Source organism: Citrobacter sp. C6_1, assembly GCF_014596835.2.
GTDB classification, from domain to species: domain Bacteria; phylum Pseudomonadota; class Gammaproteobacteria; order Enterobacterales; family Enterobacteriaceae; genus Citrobacter; species Citrobacter pasteurii.
The window spans coordinates 1051127-1064808 of sequence record NZ_CP115031.1 but is presented as its reverse complement, the minus strand read 5'-3'; the positions used below and the strand labels follow the sequence as shown (position 1 = coordinate 1064808).

The window sequence follows — 13682 nt, the reverse complement described above, 5'->3', positions numbered from 1 at the left end:
TAAAATAAATACTGGAGAACACCTGATGAGCACCAATAAAGAACTCATGCAACGTCGCAGCAACGCCGTTCCCCGTGGCGTAGGACAGATCCACCCGATTTTTGCCGAACGCGCAGAAAACTGCCGGGTCTGGGACGTTGAAGGCCGTGAGTTCCTCGATTTTGCTGGCGGTATTGCGGTGTTGAATACCGGTCACCTGCATCCGCAGATTGTCTCTGCGGTGGAAACGCAGTTAAAAAAGCTGTCCCATACCTGTTTCCAGGTACTGGCCTATGAGCCGTACCTCGAGCTGTGCGAAATGATGAACAAGAAAGTGCCGGGCGATTTCGCCAAGAAAACCCTGCTGGTAACGACCGGCTCCGAAGCGGTGGAAAACGCGGTAAAAATCGCCCGCGCTGCCACCAGGCGAACCGGCACCATCGCCTTTAGCGGTGCCTATCATGGCCGTACCCACTACACCCTCTCATTAACCGGGAAAGTAAACCCCTACTCTGCCGGAATGGGGCTGATGCCAGGCCATGTGTATCGCGCGCTTTACCCGTGCCCGCTGCACGGCATCAGTGACGACGATGCGATTGCCAGCATTCATCGCATCTTCAAAAATGATGCCGCGCCGGAAGACGTTGCCGCCATCGTGATTGAACCCGTTCAGGGCGAGGGGGGTTTTTACGCCGCCTCGCCTGCTTTTATGCAACGGCTGCGCGCCATTTGTGATGAGCACGGCATCATGCTGATTGCCGATGAAGTACAGAGCGGCGCGGGTCGTACCAGTACGTTGTTTGCCATGGAGCAGATGGGCGTTGCGCCCGATCTCACTACCTTCGCCAAATCCATCGCCGGAGGTTTCCCGCTGGCGGGCGTGACCGGACGCGCCGACGTCATGGACGCTATTCCTCCGGGTGGTCTGGGCGGTACCTATGCCGGTAACCCGATTGCCTGTGCCGCCGCGCTGGCGGTACTGAACATTTTCGAGCAGGAAAACCTGCTGCAAAAAGCCAACGATCTGGGGCAAACCCTGCGTGAAGGCCTGCTGGCCATTGCGGAAACCCACCGCGAGATTGGTGATGTTCGCGGGCTGGGCGCAATGATTGCCATCGAGTTGTTCGAAGACGGCGACCACACCAGACCCGATGCCAAACTGACTGCCGACGTCGTCGCGCGTGCACGTGACAAAGGGTTGATCCTGCTCTCCTGCGGGCCTTACTACAATGTGCTGCGCATCCTTGTTCCACTGACCATTGAAGATGCGCAAATCCGCCAGGGGTTGGACATCATCGCGCAATGTTTTGCCGAGGCGAAGCAAGGTTAACACTCCTGCATCCGAGCCGGATGGCGACGCAAATGCGTCTTATCCGGCCTACAAAAAACGCAATCCGTAGGCCGGATAAGGCGGAGCCGCCATCCGGCAAACAGATCAATAACAATAATACGCGTGCCCCGGCGCGGGAATGCCGGGGTGCTCTCCCAAGTGCAATACTTTCGAGAGGTTTAAAGATGGGGCAACTGTCACAATCACATGATTTAGGGGGCGGGCTGAAATCACGCCACGTCACCATGCTGTCCATTGCCGGGGTTATCGGCGCCAGCTTATTTGTCGGTTCAAGCGTGGCGATAGCAGAAGCCGGTCCCGCTGTGCTATTAGCTTACCTGTTCGCCGGGTTACTGGTGGTGATGATTATGCGTATGCTGGCCGAAATGGCCGTCGCCACACCCGATACGGGATCGTTTTCCACCTACGCCGATAAGGCCATCGGGCCGTGGGCAGGTTATACCATCGGTTGGTTGTACTGGTGGTTCTGGGTGTTGGTTATCCCACTGGAAGCGAATATTGCCGCCATCATTCTGCACTCCTGGATCCCTGGCATCCCCATCTGGCTGTTTTCCCTGGTTATCACCCTGGCATTAACCGGCAGTAATTTGCTGAGCGTCAAAAATTACGGCGAGTTTGAATTCTGGCTGGCGCTGTGTAAAGTGATTGCCATTCTGGCGTTTATCGCCCTCGGCGCAGCGGCGATTAGCGGTTTCTACCCTTATGCCGAAGTCAGCGGGGTTTCGCGCCTGTGGGATCAGGGCGGCTTTATGCCCAACGGTTTTGGCGCCGTGATCAGCGCAATGTTAATCACCATGTTCTCCTTTATGGGCGCAGAGATTGTCACCATCGCCGCCGCCGAATCAGACACCCCGGATAAACACATCGTCCGCGCCACCAACTCGGTTATCTGGCGTATCTCCATTTTCTATCTGTGCTCTATTTTCGTGGTGGTAGCACTGATCCCGTGGAACATGCCGGGACTGAAAGAAGTGGGCTCTTACCGTTCGGTGCTGGAATTACTGCATATCCCACACGCGAAGCTGATCATGGACTGCGTCATTTTGTTGTCGGTGACCAGTTGTCTGAACTCCGCGCTGTATACCTCATCACGCATGCTCTACTCCCTGAGTCGTCGCGGCGATGCCCCCGCTTTTATGGGCAAAACAAACCGCAGTAAAACGCCTTATGTCGCGGTATTGCTGTCAACCGGCGCGGCGTTTCTCACCGTGATCGTCAACTATTACGCCCCGGCCAAGGTGTTTAAATTCCTGATCGACAGCTCCGGCGCCATCGCGTTGTTGGTTTATCTGGTGATTGCGATTTCCCAACTGCGGATGCGTAAAATCCTGCTGGCGCAAGGCGGTGAAATCAAACTGAAAATGTGGCTCTATCCGTGGCTCACCTGGGTGGTCATCGCGTTTATTATCTTTGTGCTGGTGGTGATGCTGTTTCGCCCGGCACAACAGCTGGAAGTTATCTCTACCGGGTTGTTAGCCATAGGAATTATTTGTACCGTGCCTATTATGTCGCGCTGGAAAAAACTGCTATCGTGGCAAAAAGCACCGTTGCAAAATACGCATTAAACCTGTTCCCGGCGCAGGCCGGGAAATCCTTTCTGGAGTAAGACCATGACCGCCATTCCCCAACCGACGGCCATTGATGGATACCGCTGGCTGAAGAACGACATCATCCGCGGTGTGTATCAGCCTGATGAAAAACTGCGTATGAGCCTGCTGACTTCACGTTATGAACTGGGCGTTGGGCCACTGCGTGAAGCGCTTTCGCAACTGGTTGCCGAGCGGCTGGTCACGGTGGTCAATCAGAAAGGGTATCGTGTCGCCCCAATGTCTGAGCAGGAGTTGCTCGATATTTTCGATGCCCGCGCCAATATGGAAGCCATGCTGGTCGCGCTGGCCATTGAACGCGGCGGTGACGCCTGGGAAGCAGAGATTCTGGCGCGGGCGCATATGCTCGCTAAGCTTGAAGCCGTAGATGCCAGCGAACAGATGCTCGACGAGTGGGATCTGCGCCATCAGGCGTTTCACACGGCAATTGTCGCCGGCTGCGGTTCACAATATTTACTGCAAATGCGCGAACGACTGTTCGATTTGGCGGCGCGCTACCGGTTTATCTGGCTGCGAAAAACGGTGCTGTCGGTGGAAATGCTGGAAGATAAACACGATCAGCACCAAACGCTGACCGAAGCAATTCTGGCACGCGATGCCGCGCGCGCCAGCGAGCTAATGCGCCAGCACCTGCTGACGCCAATTCCGATTATTCAACAGGCGATGTCCGGCAAATTGCTGACGCAATAAACCTGAACATCATCATTGTTGCGGAATACGTAAAACCTGCCCGGGATAAATTTTATCCGGGCTTTTCAGCATCGGTTTATTGGCTTCAAATATTTGATTATACAGATTGGCGTTACCGTAAACCTGTTTGGCAATCGCGCTCAGGGTATCCCCTGATTTCACGGTATAAAACTGGCTTTCGCTCGCTGGCGCAGAGGTTGTAACCTGATCGTCGACGCTGGCGATACCGGAGATATTACCAATCGCAATCAGGATTTTTTCTTTCGCTTCCTGACTTAATCCATCGCCAGAAACGGTGGCTTTGCCTTCGTTAATTTGGACGTCCACTTTATCCGCATCCGGAATACCGGTTTTATTCAGGTGTTCCTGCACTTTTTTTGCCAGATCGGCTGTGTCATGATTTCCAGTGACCGCATCCCACAGTTTTTCACCCGCATCTTTTACAAAATTGAAGAGTCCCATATCCACCTCGGTAATTAACAATCAACCCCAAAAGTGTAGCAGAGGAGAAAGGTGCACAACGAAAACGGCGCAAATGCGCCGTTGTAGAAGGGGAATTAGTTACGCGTCTGTATCCAGAAGGCGTGGATCAGACCAGGGATGTAGCCCAGCAGCGTCAGAACAATATTGAGGATGAACGCCCAACCGAATCCTTTACCCAGCAACACGCCGAGCGGAGGCAAAATAATAGTAAAAACGATTCTCCAGAAACCCATACACACTCCATACAAGCAAAAAAATAATCATTTCTTAGAAATCTAAGGTTAGTGAGTTTATCCAACTCTGCCTGGCTTACCCTGCGGTTTTACCCTCCTTTACGCTCTTTACGCTCTTTACGCTGGCGTACGATGCTTATTTACTTTAGAATAATCTTAACTTAGCAAACACTAAAATACATATGACTGAACTTGAACAACTGCAGGCCAGCGCAGAACAGGCTGCCGCCCTGCTCAAAGCGATGAGTAATCCAAAGCGGTTACTGATTTTGTGCATGCTCTGCGGTTCACCCGGCACCAGCGCAGGCGAGTTAGCCCGTATTACCGGCCTCAGCCCCTCCGCCACTTCGCAGCACCTGGCGCGTATGCGAGAAGAAGGCCTGATAGACAGCCAACGCGATGCCCAGCGCATCCTGTACTCCATTAAAAATACGGCCGTGAATTCGCTGATCGCCACATTAAAAACACTGTATTGCCCATAAGGAGCCATCATGACTATTGGGACGATTTCCCCGCGCGAGGCGCAGGCGCTGGTCGCGCAAGGCGCAAAACTGATTGATATCCGCGACACTGACGAGTATCTGTACGAGCATATCCCCGAGGCGCATCTGGCACCGTTATCCACCCTGGAGCAGGGTTCACTCCCCGCAAACTTACGGGCTGAGCGCATTATTTTTCACTGCCAGTCAGGCAAGCGTACACAAAACGCGGCGGCAAAATTGAATGCCGCCGCCGCGCCGGCACAGGTCTGGCTGCTGGAGGGCGGAATCGACGGCTGGAAAGCGGAAGGTCTGCCGGTTGCAAAAGATAGCTCACAACCGTTGCCGCTAATGCGTCAGGTGCAGATTGCCGCAGGCAGCCTTGCCCTGCTTGGCGTCATTCTCGGTTACGCCGTTAACAGCGGCTTCTTCTTACTTAGCGGTTTTGTCGGTGCTGGGCTGATGCTTGCGGGTGTAACTGGCTTCTGCGGTATGGCGCGACTGCTCGACAAAATGCCCTGGAACCGACGTACTCATTAAGCGGTAATAGAAGAAACAGCGCTGTACCCGCCGATTGACGTGATCTATGGTGGGCTTTGTGATTAAGAAAGGAGCGCAATATGTTTAAACCTGGCGATCTGGTGCAACCGCGTATGGGTGGACCAAAACTGAAAGTTGTCGAAGTGAAAGACGAACAAATTGTGGCGGTACAAGCCAGCAATGAAAGCGGCGAAAAATACACCCTAAAAGCGGCTGATGTCACACGATATTCTGAAGAAGGCGATTTCGGCGTCTGCTGAAAATAAGCGGTGAGGTTCCCCTCACCGCATTGATATTAGATCAAAAAATCATCGAGAGATTTACCGGCAGCCAGCGCCTGCGCAATCGGCTTTGGCGTGCGGCCTTGTCCAGTCCATGTTTTTGTTTCACCATTGGTATCCGTAAAACGATATTTCGCCGGACGTGGCTGACGTTTTTTAACCGAACGCGATGTTGCCGCCGACATGCTCAACAGTTCTTCAGGATCAATCCCATCGGCTCTCATCATCGCCAGCAGTGTATTAATTTTTTCCTGCTGTTCTGCACGTTGGCGCTGTAGCTGTTCTTCTTCGTCACGTCGTTCTTTGGTGACTACCCGGAGTTTTTCCAGCATATCTTCCAGAACCTCGACGGATAATTCACGTGCCATGACACGTAGCGATCGAATATTATTTAAGTTTTTTAACATTGAACTCATATTAATAAAACCTCTTTAACGCAAAAACAGAAATCGGTATTACGAAGCAAATTGTATGCGAGTATTTTTTCTTTTTCCAGTCTCTTTTTTGTCGCAAGATATTAAAACAACAATCGCTATTATTATTTATCTTGTCATACGGTGATCTTTAGTCAGCGATATTTTATATTTGGCCAGAAACCAGAATAAATAGACTTTGGGATATCTCGCTGCCGCACCAGATAAACCAATACCGGCATCGCGCAGGCGTTGCGGTAGATATGCGAAATTTTCGTCAACATTCGAAAAGGAGCGCAAAAAGTTCAGAAAAACAAGTCAAAATAACCTGTTGATTTTTAATGATTTTAAGTTGCATGACAACGAAAATGCCAAAACGAACAAAAAACAAACCATCACAGAGCATTTTATCGACAAAAAGGCAATAAATAAAAATTTTAAGCTAGTTGATAGTTATTATGCAGGCAGATATCCTATTAAAACGCGAAAGCGACAAGACAAATCACTAGCAGAAAAGGTATTGAAAACCTTTTTTCCCCTTTTTACAAGGAGCATTAACATGTTCTCTCCGCAGTCACGCTTGCGTCATGCTGTAGCAGACACGTTCGCGATGGTTGTTTATTGTTCTGTCGTGAACATGTTGATCGAGATATTCCTTTCAGGAATGAGTTTCGAACAGTCACTGTACTCCAGACTGGTCGCTATCCCCATCAACATCCTGATCGCCTGGCCATACGGTATGTACCGCGATTTGTTTATGCGCGCGGCACGCAAAGCCACGCAGGCAGGATGGGCAAAAAATCTGGCGGATGTGCTGGCCTATGTCACGTTCCAGTCACCGGTGTATGTGATTATTCTGCTGACGGTTGGCGCTGACTGGCACCAGATCACGGCTGCGGTAAGCTCCAACATCGTGGTCTCAATGCTGATGGGTGCAGTATATGGCTACTTCCTTGATTATTGCCGCCGCCTGTTTAAGGTCAGCAGCTACCACCAGGCTAAAGCGTAAAAACATCTCATCGCGACTGGCACCGCCAGTCGCGTTATCAGTTTGAACTCACGTCGCCAAACAATCCATTCAGATAACGTTCCAGCGCGATACGCGAGCTAAAGCCGTGTGGAATACCATAATGTTCATGCGTATCGCCGGCTAAATAAAGCGGGAATTGCTGATAGTGATCGCAGGTTTTAATATCCGTAGCCGGTTCTGCCAGTGAAGAACTACGCTCTTTTAGCGTGGGATGGATCACCAATGCGGTACGCCCCATCCGCGCTTCACGGTTTACATATACATAATTCTCACCACGTCGATAACCGTATGTTTTCTGTGTGACTACATCAACGGTAAAGCCCACTTTTTCAAGTACGCGCGCCACCTCATCAGGTCGTAAATACATATTATTTTCCTCGTTATCTTTTACTGCGGGCTTACCTTACCTGATTCAGCATTAGCAACGCTTTCAGAAAAGTCCATAAACGAGTGAACACGATGGGACGAATATCTTAAGAACCGTACAGATTTATGTCAGCGCCATCCGCAGTTGGTACGCCGCCTGTTGCGCCATTTCCGCCGAGCTGATATTGGTAAATGACAGCAATATTCCCCCCTTTCCTTCTGACGTTATTCGCCAGCGGCTTAACGCCTGAACAGCTAACCCGGCCTGATTCGCTTTACGCACCAGCGCAACATCATCTCCGTCCACACTCATCACCAGTTGAATCCCCCCTTCCTGAGGAATGACGCTAAATCCTTGTTCGGTCAGGGCGTTTTCCATCCACTGACGCCGCTCGGCATAATGCTGGCGCATGCGTTTTAAGTGCCGCCAGAAGTGGCCGTCTTGCATAAAATCCGCCAGCGTTTGCTGCCATAAAACCGGAACGCTACAGGCCGTTAGCGCCGCCTGCTGACGAAAATGTTCGACCTGAGTCAGAGGCACCACCAGCCATGCCGTGCGCAACGCCGGAAACATCGATTTGCTGAACGTGCCGGCATAAATTACCCGCTGCGGCGCATCCAGACTTTTGAGCGGTGGTAACGGTTTGCCGTGGTAACGAAACTCACTGTCGTAGTCATCTTCGATTACCCACGCCTGTGCGCGATCGACCCATTCCAGCAACTGGTGACGGCGTGCCAGAGAAAGCGCCACGCCCAGTGGGCTTTGGTGTGCAGGTGTCAGCATGACAAAACGAGCCTGTGGAAAGTCGCGGATCCCCGCGCTGACATCAAGGCCATCGGCATCAACCGCTACAGGCATCAGCTCGATGCGTTCCTGGGTGACTACGGGCCGAATCAATGGAAAGCCGGGATCTTCAACCCACATTCCCTCGCCGGGTGTGGCCAGCGCGCGCAGGATCAACATCATCGATGCCGCATAACCCGACGTAATAAAAACCTGCTCCGGAAGACATTCAATGCTGCGCGACACGCGCAGGTAATCGACTATCGCCTGGCGTAACAGCAGTTCACCGCAAACATCCCCCACCGCAAGATCAAAACGTGTTTGGGTACGCAAACGTCGCCCCATGACCCGTGCCCAGATATCGCGCGGAAAAAGATCGAGAGCTGGCAATCCCATCTGAAAAAGCTGTGGTGTGCCGTTTTCTCCGGCGAATACAGCAGGGGTTGCAGGCGAGGTTTCCAGTCGCAATTGCTCGCTGACAAAGGTTCCCGCCTGCCCGCGTCGCGTAAGCCAGCCCTGCGCCACCAGCTCAGCATAAGCGTTTTCTACCGTAGAACGTGAAATCCCCAGTTCCTGGGACCAGGTTCGGCTGGAGGGTAATCTTGCGCCCGGCTTAAGATCGCCTTTCTCAATAGCGGTTTTTAACTGACGGGCAATTTGCTGGTAGCGCGGCATTTATGGTCTGCTTTTTAAGTAAAAATATGGCTCTCTTTAGCAGACCATTATAGTGCTACATTGCAGGTCATCCAAATGAGGAGCAATACCATGACCATGTTACGCCAGCCCTATTATGAACTCAGCCCTGAAATCTATACCGCTCTGGTTCAGGCAAGCAAAGCGCTGGAGAACTGCGCGCTGGAACCTACGCTGACGGAACTGATTTACCTGCGGGTCTCGCAAATCAACGGCTGCGCCTTTTGTCTGGAAATGCACAGTAAAGCGCTGCGAAAAGCCGGTGTTGCGCAGGCTAAACTGGACGCGCTGGCAGGCTGGCGGGTGAGTCACCACTTCAGCGCGCAGGAACGTGCGGCGCTGGCGTGGGCCGAATCCGTCACCGATATCGCCAGCAGCCATGCCGGAGATGATGTTTATCTGCCGCTGCTTGACCATTTTAGCGCCAAAGAAATAAGCGACCTGACCTTCGCAATCAGCCTGATGAACTGCTTTAACCGCCTGGCTGTGGGAATGCGCATGTAATTCTGCGCTGCCGGATGGCGGCATAAATGCCTTATCCGGCCTACGTTGTGCTCTCCTGTTGCCCGTAGGCCCGATAAGCTTAGCGCCATCGGGCAATTTACAACCACCAGTAAGCCTTCCCCCGCCACGTTCATCACCCGGCCCTCATCAATCTAAAATTCCCATATCTTGTATGGTTGAATCTTTTCAAAACTACATCTAGTATCTTCTATATCAAATGCACACAACCTGACGCTGTCTATCGCGTCACTCTTTCATCTTTTAATGGAAATACGAATCATGCGCATTGTTATTTACACTCGCAATAACTGTGTTCAGTGCCACGCCACCAAACGGGCGATGGAAAGCCGTGGTTTTGACTTTGAGATGGTAAACGTCGATTTACAGCCCGATCTGGCTGATAGCCTGCGCGAGCAAGGTTTTCGTCAGTTGCCTGTCGTGGTGGCAGGTGAAACCCGTTGGTCAGGGTTTCGCCCGGACATGATTAATCGCCTGCGCCCGGAACCACGCGTGGCCAGCGCATGACGACGCTCGTCTACTTCTCCAGCAGTTCCGAAAATACGCACCGATTTATGCAGCGTCTGGGGGTGCCTGCCATCCGCATCCCGCTTAATGAACGCGAGCGGATCCGGGTAGACGAACCTTACATTTTAATCGTGCCGTCCTACGGTGGCGGCGGCACGGCTGGCGCGGTTCCGAGACAGGTGATCCGCTTTTTAAACGATACGCATAACCGGGCATTAATCCGTGGCGTAATCGCCTCCGGCAATCGCAATTTCGGTGATGCATACGGTCGCGCGGGTGATGTCATTTCACAAAAATGCGGCGTGCCGTGGCTTTATCGTTTTGAGCTAATGGGCACCCAAAGCGATATCGACAACGTTCGAAAAGGAGTGAGCGAATTTTGGCAACGACAACCGCAGAACGTGTAATGCAGCCAACGCTGGATTATCACGCCCTGAACGCCATGCTGAATCTGTACGATAAAGCCGGGCGCATTCAGTTCGACAAAGACCATCAAGCGGTGGAGGCTTTCTTTGCCGCCCACGTCCGCCCCAACTCGGTGGTGTTTGCCAGCCAGCAGGCGCGTCTCGAAACATTGGTGGATGAAGGCTATTACGATGCCAGCGTGTTAAGCCGCTACAATCGCGCGTTCGTGCTGAAGCTATTTGACCACGCCCACGCCAGCGGATTCCGTTTCCAGACGTTCCTCGGCGCATGGAAGTTCTACACCAGCTATACGCTGAAAACGTTCGACGGTAAGCGCTATCTCGAAGATTTTGAGGATCGGGTAACGATGGTGGCACTCACGCTGGCACAAGGCGATGAAGCACTCGCGATGCAACTGACCGATGAAATGCTCTCCGGGCGCTTTCAGCCCGCCACGCCAACCTTTTTAAACTGCGGTAAACAGCAACGCGGCGAGCTGGTCTCCTGTTTCCTGTTACGCATTGAAGACAACATGGAGTCAATTGGTCGGGCGGTCAACTCGGCGCTACAGCTTTCTAAACGCGGCGGCGGCGTGGCATTTTTACTCTCCAACCTGCGCGAAGCGGGTGCGCCGATTAAACGCATTGAGAACCAGTCCTCTGGGGTGATCCCGGTAATGAAAATGCTGGAAGATGCGTTTTCTTATGCGAATCAGCTCGGCGCACGTCAGGGCGCGGGTGCGGTGTACCTGCACGCGCACCATCCGGATATTTTACGTTTTCTCGATACTAAGCGCGAAAACGCCGACGAGAAAATCCGTATCAAAACGCTCTCGCTTGGCGTGGTGATCCCGGATGTTACCTTTCGACTGGCGAAAGAAAATGCCCGGATGGCGCTGTTCTCACCTTATGACGTGGAGCGCATTTACGGCAAACCGTTCGGTGATATCGCCGTGAGTGAGCGGTATGACGAATTGGTGGCCGACGAACGCGTGCGCAAAAAATACATTAACGCCCGCGAATTCTTCCAGCGGCTGGCCGAGATCCAGTTTGAGTCTGGTTATCCTTACATCATGTTTGAAGATACGGTGAATCGCGCCAATCCGATTGCCGGTCGGATCAATATGAGCAACCTGTGCTCGGAGATTTTGCAGGTTAACAGTGCCTCCACCTACGATGAAAATCTCAATTACGCGCAGACAGGACACGATATCTCCTGCAATCTCGGCTCCTTGAACATTGCCCATACCATGGATTCACCCGACTTTGGCCGCACCGTTGAAACAGCCGTGCGCGGCTTAACCGCCGTTTCGGACATGAGCCACATCCGCAGCGTGCCCTCGATTGAAGCCGGGAACAGCGCGTCGCACGCGATTGGCCTTGGACAGATGAACCTGCACGGGTATCTGGCACGGGAAGGGATTGCCTACGGTTCGCCAGAAGGGCTGGATTTCACCAATCTCTATTTCTACACCATCACCTGGCATGCGCTGAATACATCGATGAAGCTCGCCCGCGAGCGCGGTAAAACCTTTGCCGGATTCCAGCAGTCCCGCTACGCCAGCGGCGAGTATTTTAACCAGTATCTGCAGGGCGACTGGCAGCCAAAAACCGACAAGGTCCGCACACTGTTTGCCGCCAGCGGCATTACGCTGCCGACGCGCGAGATGTGGGCGCAACTGCGTGAAGATGTGATGCGCTACGGTATTTATAACCAGAATTTGCAGGCGGTTCCGCCCACCGGTTCTATCTCCTACATCAACCATGCCACGTCAAGCATTCACCCGATCGTGTCGAAAGTGGAGATTCGCAAAGAGGGCAAAACCGGGCGCGTTTACTACCCTGCCCCGTTTATGACCAATGAGAATCTGGCCTTGTATCAGGATGCCTACGAGATTGGTCCGCAAAAAATCATCGATACCTACGCTGAGGCAACGCGCCATGTCGATCAAGGGCTTTCACTGACGCTCTTTTTCCCCGATACCGCCACCACTCGCGATATCAACAAAGCGCAGATTTACGCCTGGCGTAAGGGCATCAAATCGCTGTATTACATCCGACTACGTCAGCTGGCGCTGGAAGGGACTGAAATAGAAGGCTGCGTGTCATGCGCACTGTAAGGAGAACAAAATGGCATTATCACGCGTGAGCGCCATCAACTGGAACAAGATTGAGGATGATAAAGATCTCGAAGTCTGGAATCGCCTGACCAGTAACTTCTGGCTACCGGAAAAGGTCCCGCTTTCCAATGACATCCCGGCCTGGCAAACGTTGAACGCTGCCGAGCAGCAGCTCACCATCCGCGTATTTACCGGCCTGACGCTGCTCGACACCATTCAGAATATTGCCGGTGCGCCAGCATTAATGGCTGATTCATTAACACCACATGAAGAGGCGGTGCTGTCGAATATTAGCTTTATGGAGGCGGTGCACGCCCGTTCCTACAGCTCTATTTTCTCCACCCTTTGCCAGACCAAAGACGTGGATGCGGCTTACGCCTGGAGTGAAGAAAATACCCCACTCCAGCGCAAGGCGCAGATCGTTTTGGCACATTACGCCAGCGACGAACCGCTGAAGAAGAAAATTGCCAGCGTGTTTCTGGAATCCTTCCTGTTCTATTCCGGTTTCTGGTTGCCGATGTATTTTTCCAGCCGCGGCAAATTGACCAATACTGCCGATCTTATTCGTCTGATCATTCGTGATGAAGCGGTTCATGGTTATTACATTGGCTATAAATACCAAAAAGGTCTGGAGCATATTTCCGAATCCGCACGCGAGGAGTTAAAGAATTTTGCCTTCGACCTGTTGATGGAATTGTATGATAACGAAGCGCGTTATACGGAAGAATTGTATGCAGAGACCGGCTGGGTGGAGGACGTCAAAGCCTTCCTTTGCTACAACGCCAATAAGGCATTAATGAATTTGGGATATGAGGCATTATTCCCGGCAGAAATGGCGGATGTGAACCCGGCAATCCTTGCCGCGCTGTCGCCCAATGCTGACGAAAACCACGATTTTTTCTCGGGTTCAGGGTCATCTTATGTGATGGGTAAAGCCGTCGAAACAGAAGATGACGACTGGAGTTTCTAGCGCTCATTTTCGCGAAAAACACCGTACAATTTTCGCGGAAATATTTTAACAGGATCACACTTTTATCGCACAAATATAATTGTGTGATCTACACTCAATACCAGCCGCATTATTCGCCTGCATTCCAGCAATTCAGGCGATTTTCCCTTGCCATTTACAAAAAATATCAGACAACTCACATTCGCGCTCAGCCCTTATATCATGGGAAATCCCGCCGCCTGGCCTTCGGC

17 protein-coding genes are annotated in these 13682 nt (G+C 52.2%); 12 read left to right on the top strand and 5 right to left on the bottom strand.

Annotated elements, in window-relative coordinates:
* The first annotated feature begins 25 nt into the window (after window positions 1-25).
* The 3 genes from gabT (at window position 26) to csiR (ending at window position 3627) form a co-directional block, all read left to right on the top strand.
* Window positions 26-1309 (top strand): 4-aminobutyrate--2-oxoglutarate transaminase, encoded by a 1284-nt coding sequence (gabT, locus tag IB196_RS05255; RefSeq protein ID WP_188232395.1) that lies wholly within the window; start codon window positions 26-28, stop codon window positions 1307-1309.
* A 185-nt stretch (window positions 1310-1494) separates the two neighbouring features.
* On the top strand, window positions 1495-2895 hold the full coding sequence (gene gabP, locus IB196_RS05250; protein ID WP_188232396.1) for a GABA permease: 1401 nt from the start codon (window positions 1495-1497) through the stop codon (window positions 2893-2895).
* A 45-nt stretch (window positions 2896-2940) separates the two neighbouring features.
* On the top strand, window positions 2941-3627 hold the full coding sequence (gene csiR, locus IB196_RS05245) for a DNA-binding transcriptional regulator CsiR (protein WP_005122955.1): 687 nt from the start codon (window positions 2941-2943) through the stop codon (window positions 3625-3627).
* A gap of 12 nt (window positions 3628-3639) precedes the next feature.
* Here the strand turns inward: csiR and lysM are convergent, their stop codons facing one another.
* Window positions 3640-4089 (bottom strand): peptidoglycan-binding protein LysM, encoded by a 450-nt coding sequence (gene lysM / locus IB196_RS05240; RefSeq protein ID WP_005122954.1) that lies wholly within the window; start codon window positions 4087-4089, stop codon window positions 3640-3642.
* A 95-nt stretch (window positions 4090-4184) separates the two neighbouring features.
* Window positions 4185-4343, bottom strand: coding sequence for a YqaE/Pmp3 family membrane protein (locus tag IB196_RS05235; protein WP_003037242.1), 159 nt, complete (start codon window positions 4341-4343; stop codon window positions 4185-4187).
* 182 nt (window positions 4344-4525) lie between these two features.
* Between IB196_RS05235 and IB196_RS05230 the strand changes: the two genes are divergently transcribed.
* From IB196_RS05230 to IB196_RS05220, 3 genes are all read left to right on the top strand, one after another.
* Window positions 4526-4825: a metalloregulator ArsR/SmtB family transcription factor gene (locus tag IB196_RS05230; RefSeq protein WP_005122952.1), complete on the top strand. Its 300-nt coding sequence runs from the start codon at window positions 4526-4528 to the stop codon at window positions 4823-4825.
* A gap of 9 nt (window positions 4826-4834) precedes the next feature.
* Entirely contained in the window at window positions 4835-5362 is a 528-nt protein-coding gene (locus tag IB196_RS05225) for a rhodanese family protein (RefSeq protein WP_005122951.1), read from the top strand.
* 80 nt (window positions 5363-5442) lie between these two features.
* A complete protein-coding gene (locus IB196_RS05220) occupies window positions 5443-5622 on the top strand; it encodes a hypothetical protein (protein ID WP_005122950.1) in 180 nt (59 codons plus the stop codon).
* Window positions 5623-5657: 35 nt separating this feature from the next.
* On the opposite strand, the gene stpA is transcribed toward IB196_RS05220, so the two are convergent.
* Window positions 5658-6059 carry a DNA-binding protein StpA gene (gene stpA, locus IB196_RS05215; protein ID WP_040233298.1) on the bottom strand — a complete coding sequence of 134 codons (402 nt, stop codon included), beginning with the start codon at window positions 6057-6059 and terminating at the stop codon, window positions 5658-5660.
* A 556-nt stretch (window positions 6060-6615) separates the two neighbouring features.
* On the opposite strand from stpA, the gene alaE reads away from it, so the two are divergent.
* Window positions 6616-7065, top strand: coding sequence for an L-alanine exporter AlaE (alaE, locus tag IB196_RS05210; RefSeq protein ID WP_005122945.1), 450 nt, complete (start codon window positions 6616-6618; stop codon window positions 7063-7065).
* Window positions 7066-7102: 37 nt separating this feature from the next.
* On the opposite strand, the gene IB196_RS05205 is transcribed toward alaE, so the two are convergent.
* Both IB196_RS05205 and IB196_RS05200 read right to left on the bottom strand, forming a co-directional pair.
* Complete coding sequence (locus tag IB196_RS05205; RefSeq protein ID WP_005122944.1) at window positions 7103-7453, bottom strand: DUF2002 family protein; 351 nt, start codon at window positions 7451-7453, stop codon at window positions 7103-7105.
* 123 nt (window positions 7454-7576) lie between these two features.
* A complete protein-coding gene (locus IB196_RS05200; protein WP_188232397.1) occupies window positions 7577-8911 on the bottom strand; it encodes a PLP-dependent aminotransferase family protein in 1335 nt (444 codons plus the stop codon).
* 90 nt (window positions 8912-9001) lie between these two features.
* On the opposite strand from IB196_RS05200, the gene IB196_RS05195 reads away from it, so the two are divergent.
* The 5 genes from IB196_RS05195 (at window position 9002) to nrdF (ending at window position 13452) form a co-directional block, all read left to right on the top strand.
* Complete coding sequence (locus IB196_RS05195) at window positions 9002-9433, top strand: carboxymuconolactone decarboxylase family protein (protein ID WP_005122942.1); 432 nt, start codon at window positions 9002-9004, stop codon at window positions 9431-9433.
* A 279-nt stretch (window positions 9434-9712) separates the two neighbouring features.
* The gene (gene nrdH / locus IB196_RS05190) at window positions 9713-9958 is read left to right on the top strand and encodes a glutaredoxin-like protein NrdH (protein WP_005122941.1); all 246 of its coding nucleotides are present in this window, start codon (window positions 9713-9715) and stop codon (window positions 9956-9958) included.
* Window positions 9955-10365: a class Ib ribonucleoside-diphosphate reductase assembly flavoprotein NrdI gene (gene nrdI, locus IB196_RS05185; RefSeq protein WP_155021789.1), complete on the top strand. Its 411-nt coding sequence runs from the start codon at window positions 9955-9957 to the stop codon at window positions 10363-10365. Before nrdH ends, nrdI begins: the two co-directional genes overlap by 4 nt.
* On the top strand, window positions 10338-12482 hold the full coding sequence (gene nrdE / locus IB196_RS05180; RefSeq protein ID WP_155021788.1) for a class 1b ribonucleoside-diphosphate reductase subunit alpha: 2145 nt from the start codon (window positions 10338-10340) through the stop codon (window positions 12480-12482). Before nrdI ends, nrdE begins: the two co-directional genes overlap by 28 nt.
* A gap of 10 nt (window positions 12483-12492) precedes the next feature.
* Window positions 12493-13452, top strand: coding sequence for a class 1b ribonucleoside-diphosphate reductase subunit beta (gene nrdF, locus IB196_RS05175; RefSeq protein WP_155021787.1), 960 nt, complete (start codon window positions 12493-12495; stop codon window positions 13450-13452).
* Window positions 13453-13682: the final 230 nt, after the last annotated feature.